We start from the raw sequence: 16,781 nt of genomic DNA, 5'->3' as shown, positions 1-16,781 counted from the left end.
AGGCCTTTTAACGGCCGGGCTGATTGTTAAACTGTCATTTGAAACCTACAACTATAATCACCCAAATACCTACGCATGAAAAAACGCAATTACATTGGCCTTGCCACCACCTGTCACGATCCGGCCATCGCCATTATTAACACAGCCGGAGAACTGGTCTTTGCAGAAGCCACGGAGAGATATCTGCAGAATAAGAGAGCCTGGAATGCGATACCTGATGATGTGATCCGTATGGAGAAGCTGGTAAAGGAGTATTGTGACCCGGGAGCTGACCTGGTGATCGCCAACTCCTGGCAACGGCAATTCATACGCGGCAGCAAGATCGTATATCCGCTCTTACGCTGGGGGATCAAACGGGCGGTTCCTGCTGCTGACTGGTACGCGATGGATATCGTGCTCAGGGGAATGATCAGCACAAGCCATACGGCCGGTACAGCGCTGACCCATCATTTTCTGAAACGTTTTCCGGAGGCGGTGGTAAAACGGACCTCTTTTAATCACCACCTTACTCATGCAGCCTACGCCTGTTACAGCAGCCCTTTTGAAGATGCGGTTTGTGCGGTGATGGATAGTTACGGAGAGGATAGTTCTACCGGGTTCTTTCATTATCATAAAGGCACCCTGAAGCAGCTATCGATCAAAAGATCGACCGTCAGTCTGGGACATTTTTATTCAATGATCTGTGAATTATGTGGCTTCGGCACTTTTAAAGGGGAAGAGTGGAAGGTGATGGGAATGGCGCCTTATGGACAATATGATAAAGCTATTTATGAGATATTACGTTCAGCGATTGCTGTTACGGATTGTCGCTTTACGCAACGCCCCAACCATGTTAAGTTTGCGCAGATGATACGGGAAGCGTATCCATTGCAGGCCGATAAAGATGCGATGCAATATGCTGACCTGGCCCATACGGCACAATTCCTTTTTAATGAGCTGGTGGCGGAGATGGCTACGAACCTGCATAAACGTGGTTTGTCTGATAACCTGATCATAGGTGGGGGATGTGGTCTCAATTCAGTTTGTAACGGTAAATTAGTGGACGCAACGCCTTTTAAGCGGGTACATGTGCCCTGTGCTCCCGCGGATGATGGCAACGCCGTAGGTGCCGCTGCGCTGGCCTATTACAAAGATAACCCCGCCAGTAGCAAGATCCGTCATATCCGTTCTCCTTACCTGGGCTCTACTATCTCGAAGGATGCGCTGGGACGGCTGAAACGCTTTAGCAAGTTCGCCAAAGATCCTTCTTCCGGGGAAGATATCTTCACTGCAACAGCCCGTATGCTGGCAGAAGGAAAGATCATTGGATGGATGCAAGGTAAGGCGGAGTTTGGCCCGCGTGCATTGGGCAACCGGTCTATCATTGCCGATCCCCGTAACCCAGAGATCAAGGATATCATCAACAGTAAGGTCAAGTTCAGGGAGGAGTTCCGTCCATTCGCTCCTTCGATATTAGATGAATATGGTCCCGAGTATTTTGAGAACTACCAGGAGACGCTCTACATGGAGCGGGCACTGGTATTTCGTCCTGAATGCCGTCATAAAGTACCTGGCGTGGTACATGTAGACGGCACCGGCCGTCTGCAGACGGTGAAAAAAGAATTCAACGAGCGGTACCACCGGCTTATTACCGCTTTCCATGCCCTTACAGGCGTTCCGATCATACTTAATACCAGCTTCAACGTAATGGGCAAGCCGATCATTCATACCGTTGAAGATGCTGTCGCTACTTTTTGCACCACTGGCCTCGACGCATTGGTCATTGATGACGAGATTATTACTTTTTCGGACCAGGTAGATAACACAGCATTAGATATAGTTCCTAGTACGTTTGCTGCTCCAGTCGATGATTATTAACTGTCTATAACCGCTCACTCCAGCAGCACCTCCACGCTGCGTTAAACTGTTACTACATGAAAAAGAGAAACTACATTGGCATAGCCACAACCTTTCATGATCCGGCTATTGCTATCATCAATCCGGACGGAGAGTTGGTTTTTGCGGAGGGTACCGAAAGGTATCTGCAGCTTAAACGGGCCATCAATTGTATGCCGGATGAAAAGAACCGTTGTGAAAAGCTCATTAAACAGTATTGTGATAAGGATGCCGACGTAGTCATCGGTACTTCCTGGTCCGATCAGTACATCCGATCCAGCAAATGGTTATATCCCTTGTTGAAGTGGGGCGCCAAAAAGGCCTATTCAAGGGATGCCCAGCACACCATTGAATTTACGCTGGAAGGTCAGTTTGCTGTCAACCGGCTGGCAGGACTGGGATTTGCTGGTAAGTTCATTAGCCGGAACAATGACGTGAGGATCGTCCGTAAGAACTTCAACCATCACCTGGCACATGCTGCATTTGCTTGTCACAGCAGCCCTTTTGATGAAGCTGTCTGTGCCGTGATAGATGGTTTCGGAGAGGATGGTTCTACCGGATTTTATACTTACAAAGGCGGAAAGATCACACCGATCAAAGGCATCAAACGTTCTACCGGTAGCCTCGGCATTCTCTATGCCGTGATCTGCGAAGCCTGTGGTTTTGATTCTTTCCAGGGAGAAGAGTGGAAAGTGATGGGCATGGCGCCCTATGGTAAATTTGACCAGAAGATCTATGATGTACTGGCATCTACGATCAAACTGAAGGACTGTACGATAGCGCGTACAGGGGTGTATAAAAGTTTCTTTACAGACAAGCCGGCATTATCCAAGCCGGCACCGGATGCCCATTCACTTGACTATGCGGACCTGGCTTATACCGGTCAGGTGTTTTTTACCGACACGCTGTCTCAGCTCTTACATAACCTCCATAAGCGGGGTATTTCAGACAACCTGGTGCTGGGAGGTGGTTGTGGCCTGAATTCCGCTGCCAACGGTAAGATCGTGCAAATGACACCTTTTACCGGCCTGCATGTACCCTGTGCACCAGCCGACGATGGTAATGCAGTAGGCGCTGCGTTGCTGGCATTTTACGAAGATCATCCGCATAGTCAGCAGGTGAAGAATGTCCGCTCTCCCTACCTGGGTACTGGTATCTCCAAAGATACGTTGAGCCGTGTACGCTCGTTCGGTAAGCTAGGGGCTTCTACTGCCGGCGGCAAGGATATCTTCAAGGCTACGGCAGAGTTGCTGGCACAGGGTAAGATCATCGGATGGATGCAGGGAAAAGCTGAATTTGGCCCGCGGGCATTGGGCAACCGCTCTATCATTGCGGACCCCCGTAATCCCAAAATGAAGGATATGATCAACGGGAAAGTGAAATTCCGGGAAGAGTTCCGGCCTTTTGCCCCCTCCATATTACATGAATACGGACATGAGTATTTCGAGCATTACCAGGAGACTATTTACATGGAACGGGCGCTGATGTTTAAACGGGACGTGATGCATAAGGTACCTGCAGTCGTGCATGAAGATGGCACCGGCCGTTTGCAGACGGTGAAGAAAGAATTCAACGAACGTTATCACCGGCTGATCACCGAATTTTATAAGCTGACCGGTGTGCCTATTATCCTGAACACCAGCTTTAATGTAATGGGGAAACCCATCATACATACAGTAGAAGACGCAATAGCGACTTTTTTCACTACCGGATTGGATGCCCTTGTTATCGATGATGAGTTGATAGATCTGAGTACTTATTCGCTTACTGCCGGTGCAGTAGCGCTGGAGTCAGCGAAGCAGGCTGTCATTCATTGATCGTCGTCTGGCCGGAGTGCATTCTCCCATCGTCTAAACTCCAAATGAAACCCATGAAAAAAAGAAACTACATTGGTATTGCCTCTACATTCCACGATCCTGCTGTAGCGATCATTAGCGGAGAGGGTGAACTTGTCTTTGCGGAAGGCACTGAAAGGTATCTTCAGCTCAAACGCGCTATTAACTGCATGCCGGATGAAGCTAACAGGAGTGCAAAACTGATAAGGGATTACTGTGATGCGCAGGCAGACCTGGTGATCTCTACCTCGTGGTCCAAGGCCGGGTTAAAGAGTGCCCGTATAGCTTACCCGGTGTTGCGCTGGCTGACAAAACGGTTCAATACCAGGCCATCGGCTAATCACCTGGATTTTATGGCGCGTAGCCAGCAGGCTATTAATAACCTGGCAGGACTTGGTTTTACCCGGAAATACATCGAGGTAAATGAGCAGGCAGACATTCTCCGGAAGACCTACAACCACCACCTGGCGCATGCCGCTTATTCGTGTCATAGCAGCCCTTTTGATGAAGCGCTTTGCGCCATCGTAGATGGTTTCGGAGAGGACAGTTCTACAGCCTTTTATCACTTTGATCAGGGGCGTCTCAAAGAACTGACACCCCGCCAGAAGTCATCTGCCAGTTTAGGTTATCTGTATTCGGCTGTTTGTGATGCCTGTGGTTTTGATTCTTTTCAGGGAGAGGAGTGGAAGGTGATGGGCCTGGCTCCTTATGGCAAGTTTGAACAACACTGGTATGATCTGCTGGCGTCTACGATGGTGGTAAAGGATTGTCACCTGGAGCGGACGAAAGCTTACAATGGATTCTTTACTGGTCATTCTGTGCTGCCGGCACCTGACCCGAAGGCGGATTCCCTGCAGTATGCCAACCTGGCCTTTACTGCCCAGCAATTTTTTACCGACACTTTATCGCAGCTGCTGCACAACCTGCACAAAAAGGGGCTTTCGGACAACCTGGTGCTGGGAGGTGGTTGTGGCCTGAATTCCGCCGCCAATGGCCGGCTGATAGAGCTTACGCCATTCCGTCAACTGCATGTGCCCAGTGCGCCGGCTGATGATGGTAATGCGATCGGGGCTGCCTTACTGGCCTTTTATGAAGATCATCCGTATACACAGAAAGTGAAAAATATCCGCTCCCCGTATCTGGGTACCAGTGTGTCCAAAGACGGACTGGCCCGGATGAAGGCCTTCGGTAAACTGGGGCAGCGCACTACTTCCGGAAAGGATGTATGTCGCCGTACGGCAGAGTTGCTGGCACAGGGAAAGATCGTAGGCTGGATGCAGGGAAAGGCCGAATTCGGTCCCCGTGCGTTAGGCAATCGCTCTATCATTGCAGATCCCCGCAATCCCCAGGTAAAGGACCTTATTAACAGCAAGGTGAAGTTCCGCGAGGAGTTCCGTCCTTTCGCACCTTCTATTCTGCATGAATATGGTCCGGAATATTTTGAGAATTACCAGGAGACGTTGTACATGGAGCGGGCCCTGAAGTTCAGGCCGGAATGTATGCACAAGGTACCCGGCGTAGTACACGTAGATGGAACGGGCCGTTTACAGACGGTGAGAAAAGAGTTCAATGAAAAATATCATCGCCTGATCAGTGCTTTCCATGAATTGACGGGAGTGCCTATTATCCTAAACACCAGCTTTAATGTGATGGGCAAACCCATCATTCATACTGTTGAGGACGCATTAGCTACCTTTTTTACTACGGGCATTGATGTGCTGGTGATAGAAGACGAGCTGATCGACCTGAGCGCTTATGAGCTGGAGCTGGGTAAGGGGCAGATGATCGTTGGAAGTTAAACAACTGTCAGGCTGTTATTGTTGTGATGGATGAGGTGACTGCTCCGGACAACGGGGCTCACCCATCCATTACCGGTTGTTTATTTTGCTGTCAGCTGCCTGACCACACCGGAGATATCGCAGGTGGTTTTCCGGGGCAGGACCAATGACCAGGCATGCCCTTGCGCTATCCATGACATGGCCCTGTATTGCATAAAGTGTTTGTACGTAGTGGTGATGATACCCTGGCTATCCTGTTGCACCAGATCCAGTTCATAGATGGACAGATCTGCGGTAAGGCCCGTCCGGAATACTTTCGATAGCGCCTCTTTAATGGTCCATACCAGTATCATCCTTTCATTGGGAGGGTAGGGCAGTGCCGCGATGGCTTTTTGTTCCTGTCCGCTGAGAGGTACGATGGTATTGAGCGCCGCATCGGCGTTGAGGTCTTCTACGTCGATGCCCATGGGATGTGCTTCGGGGAAAGCGAGTGCCATTCCCCAGCTGCCGCTGTGAGAGATGGTCAGTTGGACATTGTTGGACCGGGGATGGAGGACGATCGGCTGTTCGAAGACGCCGGGTTTTATTTCAATACGGCGAAGGTCTGTTTCCTGCAGGTAGCCTGCAATAGCAGATTTGCCGGCATATCTGCCCAACAGGTAGCTATGTTGCCGTCTGGCGGCAGGCAAAGTATTGAAGTAGGTGAGTTCATTCGGATGCAGGCATTGGGCCTGTAGGTTCTGCAGCTTTTCCAGCGACAGATGTTCTATGTGCAGGCAGGCGTTAAATGTTCCTTTTTGGCGGTATAGCTGGAGAGTCTGGTGGATCGATGGATACATCATGTGGTTCTTTCTTCTTGGGCGAGCACAATATTAGTTCCTTCTGCGCATAATGACAAGGGGTCTTTATTTCGAGCACACCAAATCTATATCATATGAGAAAGTATGTCCTGAAAATCGATTGTGATGTCCTGAATGAGATGGGACTTACTGTGAACCGGCTGCTGAGTGTAGCCACCAGCACAGAACCGCTTCCCGGTGATAATTATCGTTTCCTGATCGGGGATATCTCACACCCTATTATTATCAAAATTGTAGAGGTGGTATCCATATTGCCGACCAGTAGTGACGAAGTGATGGAGATACAATGCAACGGAGAGGAGATTGATGAAGATGATACGGGTATAAAGGAGAATTTTGCCTGGCACACCTTTAGTTTTTATTAGGTGGGCGGTGTATGATGTCATTCCGAGCAGCAACGCTGTCCGGAATGACAAGGGCGGGGGATTTCTGCCGCTGAGAGCGTCTTATTTTCTACTGTTTTCCACTTATTTTCTCCTATATGCCTATATACCGGTCTCATGTAGGAAGACCATCTATGCCTGTACTGTAAAGCATCCTGCCTACTCAACACCTTCTTCATTCCACACCTCTTTGCCGGGTATACGATTACCGAAAACGGCGGTTCCTACCCGTACTATATCAGCACCTTCGGCGATCGCCATTTCCAGGTCCTGCGACATGCCCATCGACAATTGGAGTGTGTGAATGCCCGCCAATCCTTCCTGCAACAGGTGGTCCCTTGTGGTCCGCAGCAGGGTCAGGGAGGGGCGCATCTTTTCCTTTTCTGCATCTAACAAACCGATGGTCATCAGGCCACGGATCCGGAGGGTATCATATGCTGACACCATTTTCAGGAAAGCGACGGCTTCGGCCGGATCTATGCCGAATTTGCTTGTTTCGCCGGAGGTATTGACCTGGATAAAGACGTCCAGGCTACGGCCTTCGGCCTGCAGTCGTTTGTCGAGTTCCTGTGCCACCTGCAGGCGGTCCAGCGACTGGATGCAGGTGACATAGCGGAGTACCTCTTTGATCTTGTTGGTTTGCAGGTGACCGATAAAATGCCTTTCTATAGGGAGGCCTGCCAGCGCTTCGTCTTTATCTCTCAGCTCCTGCACTTTATTCTCCCCGGTCAATCTTTCTCCCGCTTCTATGGCTATCCTGATGGTGGCAGCAGGCACTGTTTTAGTGGCTAGCAGCAACCTCACTGTTTGAGGGTCTCTGCCGCCCTCCTGGCAGGCGTGGGTGATCCGCTGACGGGTATGCCTGATATTTGCTATGATCCTTTCTTTCATCATTATCGTGTTTAGGGCAGGCGATCTTGCCGGCTGCCAGGCAGCAAATGTCGGTGCTGTTGTGCGGATGTTCCTGGTCCAGTTTCAGCAAAGGCAGATAGGCCAGCCAGGATCGCGGATCTGGTAAAAATATTGCTACGTGCTTTCATGGCACCGAATTTGCTGATTGGCGGGGTTTTACAGGAATAGCTTATTTTTAAGCGGTAATATGAACGGCAAATAAAGGGTACAAAGTTTTCATGGTGAATGACCTAACGACAAGTAAGAAACGCCGGAAGGACCGGAAAGAGCGCATCATTTTTTTAATTAAACTGATCGCATATATCGCGCTGGTGTACATTAATGTGAACCAGCCGGATTTTTATCTGCGATTTACCTGGCTGAGTAAGGTGACCGGTGCACTTACCTTTTTCCTGGGGGCTAACCTGGTTATATCGCTGATGTGGCTGATCGTATTGTCCTGGTATATCCGCAGGCATCATCTGAAGGAAAATATGCAGGATAACTTTGTACTGGGTATCAATCGTATTACCTCGGTGCTGAATACGGTTTGTTTTTTCCTGGCGGTGATGATATTTTTCGGCATCGATCCTTTAAAGTTCCTGACGAGTATTACGATCGTGGCGGCGGCCATTGCGTTGTTGTTCAAGGATTACATCACTAATATGATCAACGGGCTCATTATCATGTTCTCCGATCAGTTGTCGCTGGGCGATCATATCAAGGTGGGAGATCTGCACGGTAAGATACTGGATATTACGCTGGTGAATGTGGTGATACAGAATGACGATGATGACATCGTACTGGTCCCTAACGCTATCATATTTACTTCCCTGATCATTAACCAGTCGAAGCAGAATATCCGTAAGCTCTCCCTGGAATTTGAGCTGGACCTGAAGTACCAGTATTTGCCGGATATGCTGGAACAGCGGTTGAAGGCGGTACTGTCACCTTTTAAAGACAGTGTCAAGGAGAGTAGTTTTTCGCTGAAGACGCTGGAGATCAAAAAGGACATGGTACGGTTTAAGATACAGGTGCAGATGCCGAGGCTGGACCGGGAGGTGGAACGCCGTGTCCGTCGGGCATTAAATACGGAAATTATGCGTTTGTCTGTGAAGGATGCATAAAATAATCTGCTATAAAACTGGCATTTCTTGGCCCTTATCTATAAATTTAGCCCTTTCATCAAACCGATTGTCATGAGAGGATGGATGATATTGGGTCTGTTAGTCCTTATCTGCCGTGTGCAGGCGCAACAGCAGACGTATTGTAACCCGATCAACATAGATTATGGTTTTTGCCCGATCCCTAATTTTTCCGAGCAGGGGAAACACCGGGCTACTGCTGACCCTGTGATCACCCTTTTCCAGGGGCGCTATTATCTTTTTTCTACCAATCAGTGGGGCTACTGGTGGAGCAGTGACATGCTGCACTGGCAGTTTGTGCCACGTAAGTTCCTGAAGCCCTGGCATAAGGTGTATGACGAGTTATGTGCCCCTGCGACGCTGGTATTGGGTGATACGTTGCTGGTGATAGGCTCTACCTATACGAAGGATTTCCCGTTGTGGATGAGTAAGACGCCTATGCAGGACCGCTGGCAGGAAGCGGTGGATTCTTTTAGTGCCGGCGCCTGGGACCCTGCCTTTTTCGCGGATGATGATGGCCGCGTATATCTCTATCATGGTTCCAGCAATACGTATCCTTTGTATGGCGTGGAAGTAGACCGTGGTACGTTGCAACCCAAGGGGGAACGGCAGGAGTTGATCCGGCTACGGGATAGCCTACACGGCTGGGAGCGTTTCGGGGAGTATAATGACAATACTTTCCTGCCGCCATTTATCGAAGGCGCCTGGATGAACAAACACAACGGTTGGTACTACCTGCAATATGGCGCTCCGGGTACGGAGTTCAGTGGATATGGCGATGGGGTGTATGTAAGCCGGCATCCTATGGGGCCCTTTAGTTACCAGGCACATAATCCTTTTTCGTATAAACCCGGTGGTTTTGCCCGGGGGGCAGGGCATGGGGCTACCTATGCGGATAAGTATGGCAACTGGTGGCATGTATCTACCATTGTGATCGGTGTCAAGAACAATTTCGAGCGGCGTATCGGCATCTGGCCGGCGGGTTTCGATCAGGACGATATTATGTACTGTAATACGGCTTATGGCGACTACCCTCATTTCCTGCCGGCCAAGCAGCAGGCAGCGGCGCAAAGCCTGTTTACCGGCTGGATGCTGCTGAACTATAACAAGCCCGTTGTTGTATCTTCTGCTTATGGTGGCTATCTCCCTAACTATGCAGTAGATGAGGACATTAAGACCTACTGGAGTGCGGTCAGTGGTAATAAGGGAGAGTGGATACGATCCGACCTGGGCGCTGCCAGCGATATCTATGCGATACAGGTGAACTATGCGGATATGGATGCGACAGTAATGGGGAAGGTCCCCGGCCTGTATCACCAGTACCGTATACTGGTATCGGATGACGGGCAGCGATGGAAGGTGCTGGTGGATAAGAGCCGGAATAAGACGGATGTGCCGCATGACTATATACAGCTGGATAAGCCGGTGAGGGGACGTTATGTTAAACTGGAGAACATACATATGCCAACGGGCAAGTTTGCTATCAGCGGATTGCGGGTATTCGGCAAGGGGCCAGGAGCGGTACCGGATACGGTGCAGCATTTTACGGTATTGAGAGGGGACAGCGAACGGCGGAATGCGTGGTTGAAATGGCAGGTACAGGACCAGTCTACGGGCTATGTGATCTATACCGGTACTGCGCCGGATAAGTTGTATACTAGCATCATGGTATATGGTAAAAATGAGTATTATTTTAAGGCGATGGAACGGGATCAGCCTTATTATTTCCAGATAGAGCCATTTAATGAGCGCGGTATAGGGCGGCGGAGTGCGGTCGTGAAAGTGGATTAGCCGTACGCAGATACGATGGTGGCTGGTCTTCGTATCTTTCCACCGTGATCTTATTTATTGCACATACACAACATTTCTTATGAAAGCGAAAGGAAAGTTCCTATTATTGAACCCGGCAGAATTCAGTCACTGGCTGGATCTGCAGCCACTTACCCGTAAAATATCCCTTATACAGCAGCACCACACCTACAAACCGGGATACCTGCATTTTAAGAACGACAATCATTTTGACCTGGCGGAAGGGATGGAGCGTGCTCACCTGGAACGGGGATTTGCGGAGATTGCCCAGAATTTCACGACCTATCCGGATGGCAGCATTATGGTGTGCCGGAACATCAATACGATACCGGCGGGTATTAAGGGGGCGAATGCCAATGGGATCTGTATAGAGCATGTCGGTAATTTTGACCTGGATGGAGATACGATGACCACGGCGCACCGGAATGCGATCCTGTTGATCACGCGGACCTTGCTGAGCAAGTATAAACTGGCGCCCAACGACAAGACGGTGGTATATCATCATTGGTATGACCTAGTGCTGGGTACCCGTATCAAAAAGGAAGGAACCGGTACGACGAAATCCTGTCCGGGAACGAACTTCTTCGGGGGGAATACGGTAGAAGATTTTACGGCCCACTTCCTGCCTTTATTGTAAGTGATTGAGCCAGCTTAGTATGTGGTCGAGTACGGCCTTTTTCTCTATTTCATTGTGCATTTCATGATAGTAGCCCGGCCACTCTTTGAAGGTGAGCAGCTCTTTGGGGGCCCGTTCGCTGAAGAGGCGGGAACCTTTGATGCTGGTGAATTCATCCTGGTCACCATGGATCAGCAGGGCGGGTACTTTAAGACGCCGGGCGTTTTCCAGGCTCCAGGCGGCATTATCCAGCAGGGCACTTCCCAGTAAGATGGAGATACGGTCATGCCGGAGGGGGTCCTGGCGGAACCGGTCAACTTCCCGGGTATCGTGCGATATCTTCCGGAGGTCGAGTCCTTGTGCGATGGTAAAGTGAGGTAATATTTTGCTCAGCCAGCGTACGGTACGCTGGTACCAGGGAGCCGGATGTTTTGGTAACAGCAGGAGTGGGGCAGAGATGATAGCTGCCTGGATATTAGGTTGGCGTTTGAGTAGGAAGCCGGTGGTGATGCCACCGCCCATACTATGGCCATATAATACGATGGGGAGTTGATAGCGTTGTCTTACGTCGTCGAGGAAGTCCTGCAAATAATCGAAGATGAACTGGATGCCTTTGGTCGTGCCGCGTTTGCCTTCACTTTTACCATGACCATAATGATCGATGCCAGTGACAAGGAAGCCGTACTGGTTGAAGTATTCGGCAACGGGGGCATACCGGCCGACGTGTTCACCGATGCCATGTATGATGATCATGACCCTGTCGAATCGTTGGGATTCCCACGTGATACCATGAAATCGAGTGTGTTGAGAGACAAAGGAAAAGGTTTGCGTCATGTGCAAATAGGTTTCTATTAATAAGTTACGTCAGCTTTTGCAAATAACCATATATCCTTATCGGGAGGGTTGTCAATATTTTTATTCCTATTTTGTAGTATGTCAGTACAGGAACGTATAACATTCCGGCAGCGCCAGCGGGAGGTGATCCGGCAGACGAGGGTATTATTGATCCCTTTTTTATGTCTATTACTTGGTGTGTTGATCATTAAGTTCTTGTATACCAAGGAGGAGATCTATTATTACGTCAATGGGTTGCATTTTGCGGCGGGGGATGTTTTTTTCCCGTTGGTAACGGAGTTGGGGAGTACGACGATGGCATTGCTGGTTATTTTTGTGTTGTTATGTGTCAGTTACCGGAAGGGGTTTATTGCTGCGACGGGTTTTGTGTTTACCGCTGGTATAGGGGCGATATTGAAGCAGTTGTTCGGGGCGCCGCGTCCGAAGTTATTTTTTGAGCAGGCATTGCGGGAGATCTATTATGTGAAGGGGGTGACGGTGTTGAGTAATCATTTAAGTTTTCCATCGGGGCATAGTATCTGTGCTTTTACGTCGGCGACGTTGCTGACTTACCTGGTACCGCGGAAGGCTTGGGGGGTATTGTTCCTGTTGCTGGCGATGCTGGTGGGGTATTCCCGGTTGTATATGAGCCAGCATTTCTTTGAGGATGTGGCGATGGGTGCCAGTTTGGGGGTGTTTCTGACGCTGTTTTGGGTGGGTTGGCTGGATGTGCAGCCTTTTTTACAGCGGCCATCGTGGCAGCGGGGCTTGTTAAAGCGATAAAGCCATCCGGTGATCCGGACGGCTTATAGGCTAACTGTTCCGTCTATATTGACTGTCCGGTCCGCATTAAGCGGGGGGACAGTACATCCACCAAAGAATTAGCAGGCTACGATGGCGGTGCAGCCTGATATACGTATTGTGCTGGGAAACTGGCCCCCGGCAGGTAGCAATAAAGGAAAGTGAGCAGAAGATGTGCTGTTTAAGACAGTTTACACAGGGTGACACACGTTACGACGCATATAACAGGACATTTGCTGGTATCATTCATTGCGGGGGCCAAAGCGCACGAATTACCATTAATAGCATTCTATAACCATCATAACACCAGAACCTGTAAAATGTTTACACCATTTCTTGTAAAAGAAGGGGAGGAGTGGCTGCGGTATTATTTGGTGATACGGGGGAGGTGCCAGCCGTAGCGGAGGGACAGGAGCCGGACGATGACGATGACGGTGATGGAGGTGCTTTCTATAAGGGCAGGCGACCAGGTGCTGTGCCGGAGTCCGAGGAAGAGGACGCCGCCGGTGATGGAGGCGACGGCATATACTTCGCGGGTGAACAGGGCGGGAGATTCACCGATGATGACATCGCGGAGGAGGCCGCCGAAGGTACCGGTAATGGCGCCGAGGGCGGCGCAGATGGGTACGGGCAGGCCGGCTTGCAGGCCTTTGTTGATACCGATGATAGTGAAGATACCTAATCCAATGGCATCGAATACGTTGAGCCAGCGGGTGAGTCTTTTTACGTAGGAGTAGCCCAGGGCGGTGACGGTGGCGCCAGCCAGGATGGCAAGGATATTGGAGTCGTCGGTCATCCAGGCTACGGGGGTATTGCCGATCAGGATATCGCGGATGGTACCGCCCCCGATGGCGGTAACGAAGGCCAGGGTGAGCAGGCCGATGAGGTCGTATGCTTTATTGACGGCGGCGGTGGCGCCGGATACGGCGAAGGTGAATGTTCCCAGTAGTTCGAGATAATGTATCAGCGGAAAAGGCATATGCATTCCAAATAGTGCCGGATAGTCCGGCGACAGCGAAATTAGGGTAAACGCGGCATACAAACGCCATATTCCGGCAGTGAGGGGTATAAAAGTATAGTTGCCGGGATGGCCGGGCATTCAAAAAGGATAGCTAACTCAAAAGAATATACGATAAATAGTTGGTGGCGAGTTATTGCCGGGGTATATGTGTGATGTATTATGCTTCTCCTCTTAGCATCATTTCTATTTGTTCTTGTGTGCCTCTGCTGAAGCCCAACAGTTCAATACGGGGTTGCTGGTCGAGATTAATATTGATACGACCAGATTCCTGCAGCAGCAGGTCGCGCAGTGGTTCAAGCAGGGCGTACAGCAGGCTCCTGGCGCTTTCTGCCAGTTGATTGACCACGCTGTCTTCCCATTGAAAGAACTCTCTGTCCTTGTAAGAATAGGTAACTTGTATCATGGAACATGGTTTTCATACAGGAGCCGGCCTGTAGGGCTAATAAACACCTCAGATAATGTAACAATATACCGGCTGAAATAAAAAGTTGTCCTCCCTTTAATCAATTTTCTGATTGAATAACGGTATAAAAATATCAAATATTATCATTGGCTGTTCTACTTTTTACCTGATAATTTTATCCACAGTAGTTGTCGGTGGTCGTTGTATTTTGCCGGTCATGTAACACTGCGTTAAAACTGGTGGTTAATATTTATATTGCCAGATTATTAAATATCTACACATGCAATCTTTCCGTTTTTTATCCACTTTGGGTAAGATCGTTTGTTTCAGTATGTGTTTGTGGGCCGGAGGCCTGCAGGCACAACGTGGCTCCGGCGTCAAGTGGAGCCGGGATGGACAATCGTTCTTAAAAGCAGAGCAAGGCGCTATTGTCGCCGTGCGCGTTAAAGACAACCAGTCTACCCCGCTGGTGCAGGCATCGCAGCTACAATCGGGTACAGGTAAGCAAGGCCTTGCTATCCGTGATTTTGAATTCTCCGCAGATGAGAAGAAGGTATTGATCTACACCAATTCACAGAAGGTATGGCGTTATGAGACGCGCGGTGATTATTGGGTACTGGATGTTGCCAGCGGCAAATTGCGCCAGCTAGGTAAGGGACATCCAGCGGCATCCCTGATGTTTGCCAAGTTTTCGCCGGACGGTTCAAAGGTGGCTTATGTAAGTGAGCATAACCTGTATGTGGAAGAGGTGGCCACTGGTCAGATCAAAGCGTTGACGAAGGACGGTACCCGCCGTTTCATCAACGGTACCTTTGACTGGGTATATGAAGAGGAATTTGGGTGCCGGGATGGTTTCCGCTGGAGTGAGGATGGTAATTCAATTGCTTTCTGGCAGATCGATGCTACCAAGACCAAAGACTTCCTGATGATCAACAATACGGATTCCATTTATTCTTTTACCGTACCTGTTGAGTATCCGATCGCGGGTGAGCGTCCTTCTAATTGTCGTATAGGCGTAGTAGATATCCGCAGTAACAAAACGACCTGGATGCAGGTACCTGGTGATGCGCGGGATCACTATATCCCCCGTATGGAGTGGATACCTGGCAAGCAGGAGCTGATCATCCAGCAGCTGAACCGTAAGCAGAACCAGAGCCGTCTGTATACCTGTAATGTGGGAAGTGGCAAGGCGCAGCAGATCTATGAGGAGCAGGACCCTTCCTGGGTAGACGTGAAATCCCGCTGGGATGACGACAATATCGCGGGATGGGATTTTGTGGAGAAAGGTAAAGCCTTTATCTGGGTGAGTGAGAAAGACGGTTGGCGTCACTTGTACCGGGTAGGACTGGACGGTAAGGAAACGCTGCTGACGCCGGGTAACTATGATGTGATCAACCTGTTGCATGTAGACGAGGCGACTAACAGCTTTTACATCCTGGCATCTCCTGACAACGCGGTACAGCAGTACCTGTACAAGGTGAAAGCAGGGGCCGCTCCTGAGCGGGTAACGCCGGCGGATCAGCCAGGTACGCATGACTATGAGCTGTCTCCCGACAGTAAATATGCCATACATGTATTTTCCAATCATTATTTCCCCCGGACGAAAGAGGTAGTGTCTTTACCAACTCACCAGTTCATTTCCGGCAATAATATTTCGACGGCGTTGCAGACGCGGAAGTATGCTAACTCTGTGGAGTTCTTTACGGTGAAGACGGAAGATGGTATCGAACTGACGGGCTGGATGAACAAGCCTAAGAACTTTGATCCATCGAAGAAGTATCCTGTGGTATTTTATGTGTATGCGGAACCCGGTGGCGCTACTACGAAGGATGAATATGGCGCAGGACGTAACTTCCTGTATGCAGGTGACATGAGCCAGGATGGTTATATCTATATATCGCTGGACAACCGCGGTACGCCGTTGCCCCGTGGCCGTGAGTGGCGTAAGGTGATCTATCGTAAGATCGGTCAGCTGAACATCCGCGACCAGGCGATGGGTGCGAAAGCGTTGCTGGCAGAGCGTTCTTACCTGGATGCATCCCGTGTGGCGGTATGGGGCTGGAGCGGCGGTGGTTCTACCACGCTGAACCTGTTGTTCCAGTATCCGGAGCTCTTCAAGACAGGTATTGCTATTGCGGCGGTAGGTAACCTGCTGACCTATGACAATATCTACCAGGAGCGTTATATGGGATTGCCGCAGGAGAACCGTGAGGATTTTGTGAAAGGTTCCCCTGTTTCTCATGCGAAAGACCTGAAAGGTAACCTGTTGTACATTCATGGTACGGGAGATGATAATGTGCACTATGCGAATGCGGAGATGTTGTTGAATGAGCTGATCAAATACAACAAACAGTTCCAGTTCATGGCTTATCCGAACCGTACGCACAGTATTTCTGAAGGGGAGGGTACATTCCAGCACCTGGTAACGTTGTATACCAATTACCTGCGTGCTCACTGTGAGCCAGGCGCAAAATAAGCAGCTGATATTATTTCAACAGGATGGGTATGTCTGTTACCGGTAGGGTGGCGA

Annotated in this window: 14 protein-coding genes; 9 read left to right on the top strand and 5 right to left on the bottom strand. The window is 49.8% G+C overall.

Features of this window, described 5'->3' with window-relative positions:
- Positions 1-75: 75 nt before the first annotated feature.
- Genes KTO58_RS09940 through KTO58_RS09930 form a run of 3 tightly spaced genes read left to right on the top strand, consistent with a single transcriptional unit; the run spans position 76 to position 5,509 of the window.
- Positions 76-1,857 (top strand): carbamoyltransferase family protein, encoded by a 1,782-nt coding sequence (locus KTO58_RS09940; protein WP_225860173.1) that lies wholly within the window; start codon positions 76-78, stop codon positions 1,855-1,857.
- Positions 1,858-1,913: 56 nt separating this feature from the next.
- Positions 1,914-3,692, top strand: a complete 1,779-nt coding sequence (locus KTO58_RS09935; protein ID WP_095839508.1) for a carbamoyltransferase family protein — start codon at positions 1,914-1,916, stop codon at positions 3,690-3,692.
- A gap of 53 nt (positions 3,693-3,745) precedes the next feature.
- A complete protein-coding gene (locus KTO58_RS09930) occupies positions 3,746-5,509 on the top strand; it encodes a carbamoyltransferase family protein (protein ID WP_198314954.1) in 1,764 nt (587 codons plus the stop codon).
- An 80-nt stretch (positions 5,510-5,589) separates the two neighbouring features.
- Here KTO58_RS09930 and KTO58_RS09925 read toward each other — a convergent pair whose 3' ends face one another.
- Positions 5,590-6,330, bottom strand: a complete 741-nt coding sequence (locus KTO58_RS09925; RefSeq protein WP_095839510.1) for a 4'-phosphopantetheinyl transferase family protein — start codon at positions 6,328-6,330, stop codon at positions 5,590-5,592.
- A gap of 92 nt (positions 6,331-6,422) precedes the next feature.
- Between KTO58_RS09925 and KTO58_RS09920 the strand changes: the two genes are divergently transcribed.
- A complete protein-coding gene (locus tag KTO58_RS09920) occupies positions 6,423-6,713 on the top strand; it encodes a DUF5952 family protein (RefSeq protein ID WP_095839511.1) in 291 nt (96 codons plus the stop codon).
- A gap of 177 nt (positions 6,714-6,890) precedes the next feature.
- Here the strand turns inward: KTO58_RS09920 and KTO58_RS09915 are convergent, their stop codons facing one another.
- Complete coding sequence (locus KTO58_RS09915; RefSeq protein WP_095839512.1) at positions 6,891-7,622, bottom strand: YggS family pyridoxal phosphate-dependent enzyme; 732 nt, start codon at positions 7,620-7,622, stop codon at positions 6,891-6,893.
- A 239-nt stretch (positions 7,623-7,861) separates the two neighbouring features.
- Between KTO58_RS09915 and KTO58_RS09910 the strand changes: the two genes are divergently transcribed.
- The 3 genes from KTO58_RS09910 to KTO58_RS09900 all read left to right on the top strand — a co-directional run bounded on the left by KTO58_RS09910 (position 7,862) and on the right by KTO58_RS09900 (position 11,213).
- On the top strand, positions 7,862-8,749 hold the full coding sequence (locus tag KTO58_RS09910) for a mechanosensitive ion channel family protein (protein WP_095839513.1): 888 nt from the start codon (positions 7,862-7,864) through the stop codon (positions 8,747-8,749).
- Between the two features lie 72 nt (positions 8,750-8,821).
- Entirely contained in the window at positions 8,822-10,558 is a 1,737-nt protein-coding gene (locus KTO58_RS09905; protein ID WP_095841628.1) for a family 43 glycosylhydrolase, read from the top strand.
- Between the two features lie 79 nt (positions 10,559-10,637).
- Complete coding sequence (locus KTO58_RS09900; protein WP_095839514.1) at positions 10,638-11,213, top strand: peptidoglycan recognition protein family protein; 576 nt, start codon at positions 10,638-10,640, stop codon at positions 11,211-11,213.
- Here the strand turns inward: KTO58_RS09900 and KTO58_RS09895 are convergent.
- On the bottom strand, positions 11,205-12,026 hold the full coding sequence (locus KTO58_RS09895; protein WP_095839515.1) for an alpha/beta hydrolase: 822 nt from the start codon (positions 12,024-12,026) through the stop codon (positions 11,205-11,207). The two genes, KTO58_RS09900 and KTO58_RS09895, sit on opposite strands and share 9 nt — an antisense overlap.
- Positions 12,027-12,125: 99 nt before the next feature.
- Between KTO58_RS09895 and KTO58_RS09890 the strand changes: the two genes are divergently transcribed.
- On the top strand, positions 12,126-12,809 hold the full coding sequence (locus tag KTO58_RS09890; protein ID WP_095839516.1) for a phosphatase PAP2 family protein: 684 nt from the start codon (positions 12,126-12,128) through the stop codon (positions 12,807-12,809).
- A 385-nt stretch (positions 12,810-13,194) separates the two neighbouring features.
- Here the strand turns inward: KTO58_RS09890 and KTO58_RS09885 are convergent, their stop codons facing one another.
- Together KTO58_RS09885 and KTO58_RS09880 are read right to left on the bottom strand one after the other, a co-directional pair.
- A complete protein-coding gene (locus KTO58_RS09885; protein ID WP_095839517.1) occupies positions 13,195-13,926 on the bottom strand; it encodes a trimeric intracellular cation channel family protein in 732 nt (243 codons plus the stop codon).
- 79 nt (positions 13,927-14,005) lie between these two features.
- Positions 14,006-14,251 carry a hypothetical protein gene (locus KTO58_RS09880; protein ID WP_095839518.1) on the bottom strand — a complete coding sequence of 82 codons (246 nt, stop codon included), beginning with the start codon at positions 14,249-14,251 and terminating at the stop codon, positions 14,006-14,008.
- 280 nt (positions 14,252-14,531) lie between these two features.
- Between KTO58_RS09880 and KTO58_RS09875 the strand changes: the two genes are divergently transcribed.
- On the top strand, positions 14,532-16,727 hold the full coding sequence (locus tag KTO58_RS09875; RefSeq protein ID WP_198314955.1) for a S9 family peptidase: 2,196 nt from the start codon (positions 14,532-14,534) through the stop codon (positions 16,725-16,727).
- Positions 16,728-16,781: the final 54 nt, after the last annotated feature.

Source organism: Chitinophaga pendula (assembly GCF_020386615.1).
Classification (GTDB): Bacteria; Bacteroidota; Bacteroidia; order Chitinophagales; family Chitinophagaceae; genus Chitinophaga; species Chitinophaga pendula.
The sequence above is the reverse complement of the archived record's forward strand: the minus strand, read 5'-3'. Positions and strand labels throughout refer to the sequence as shown.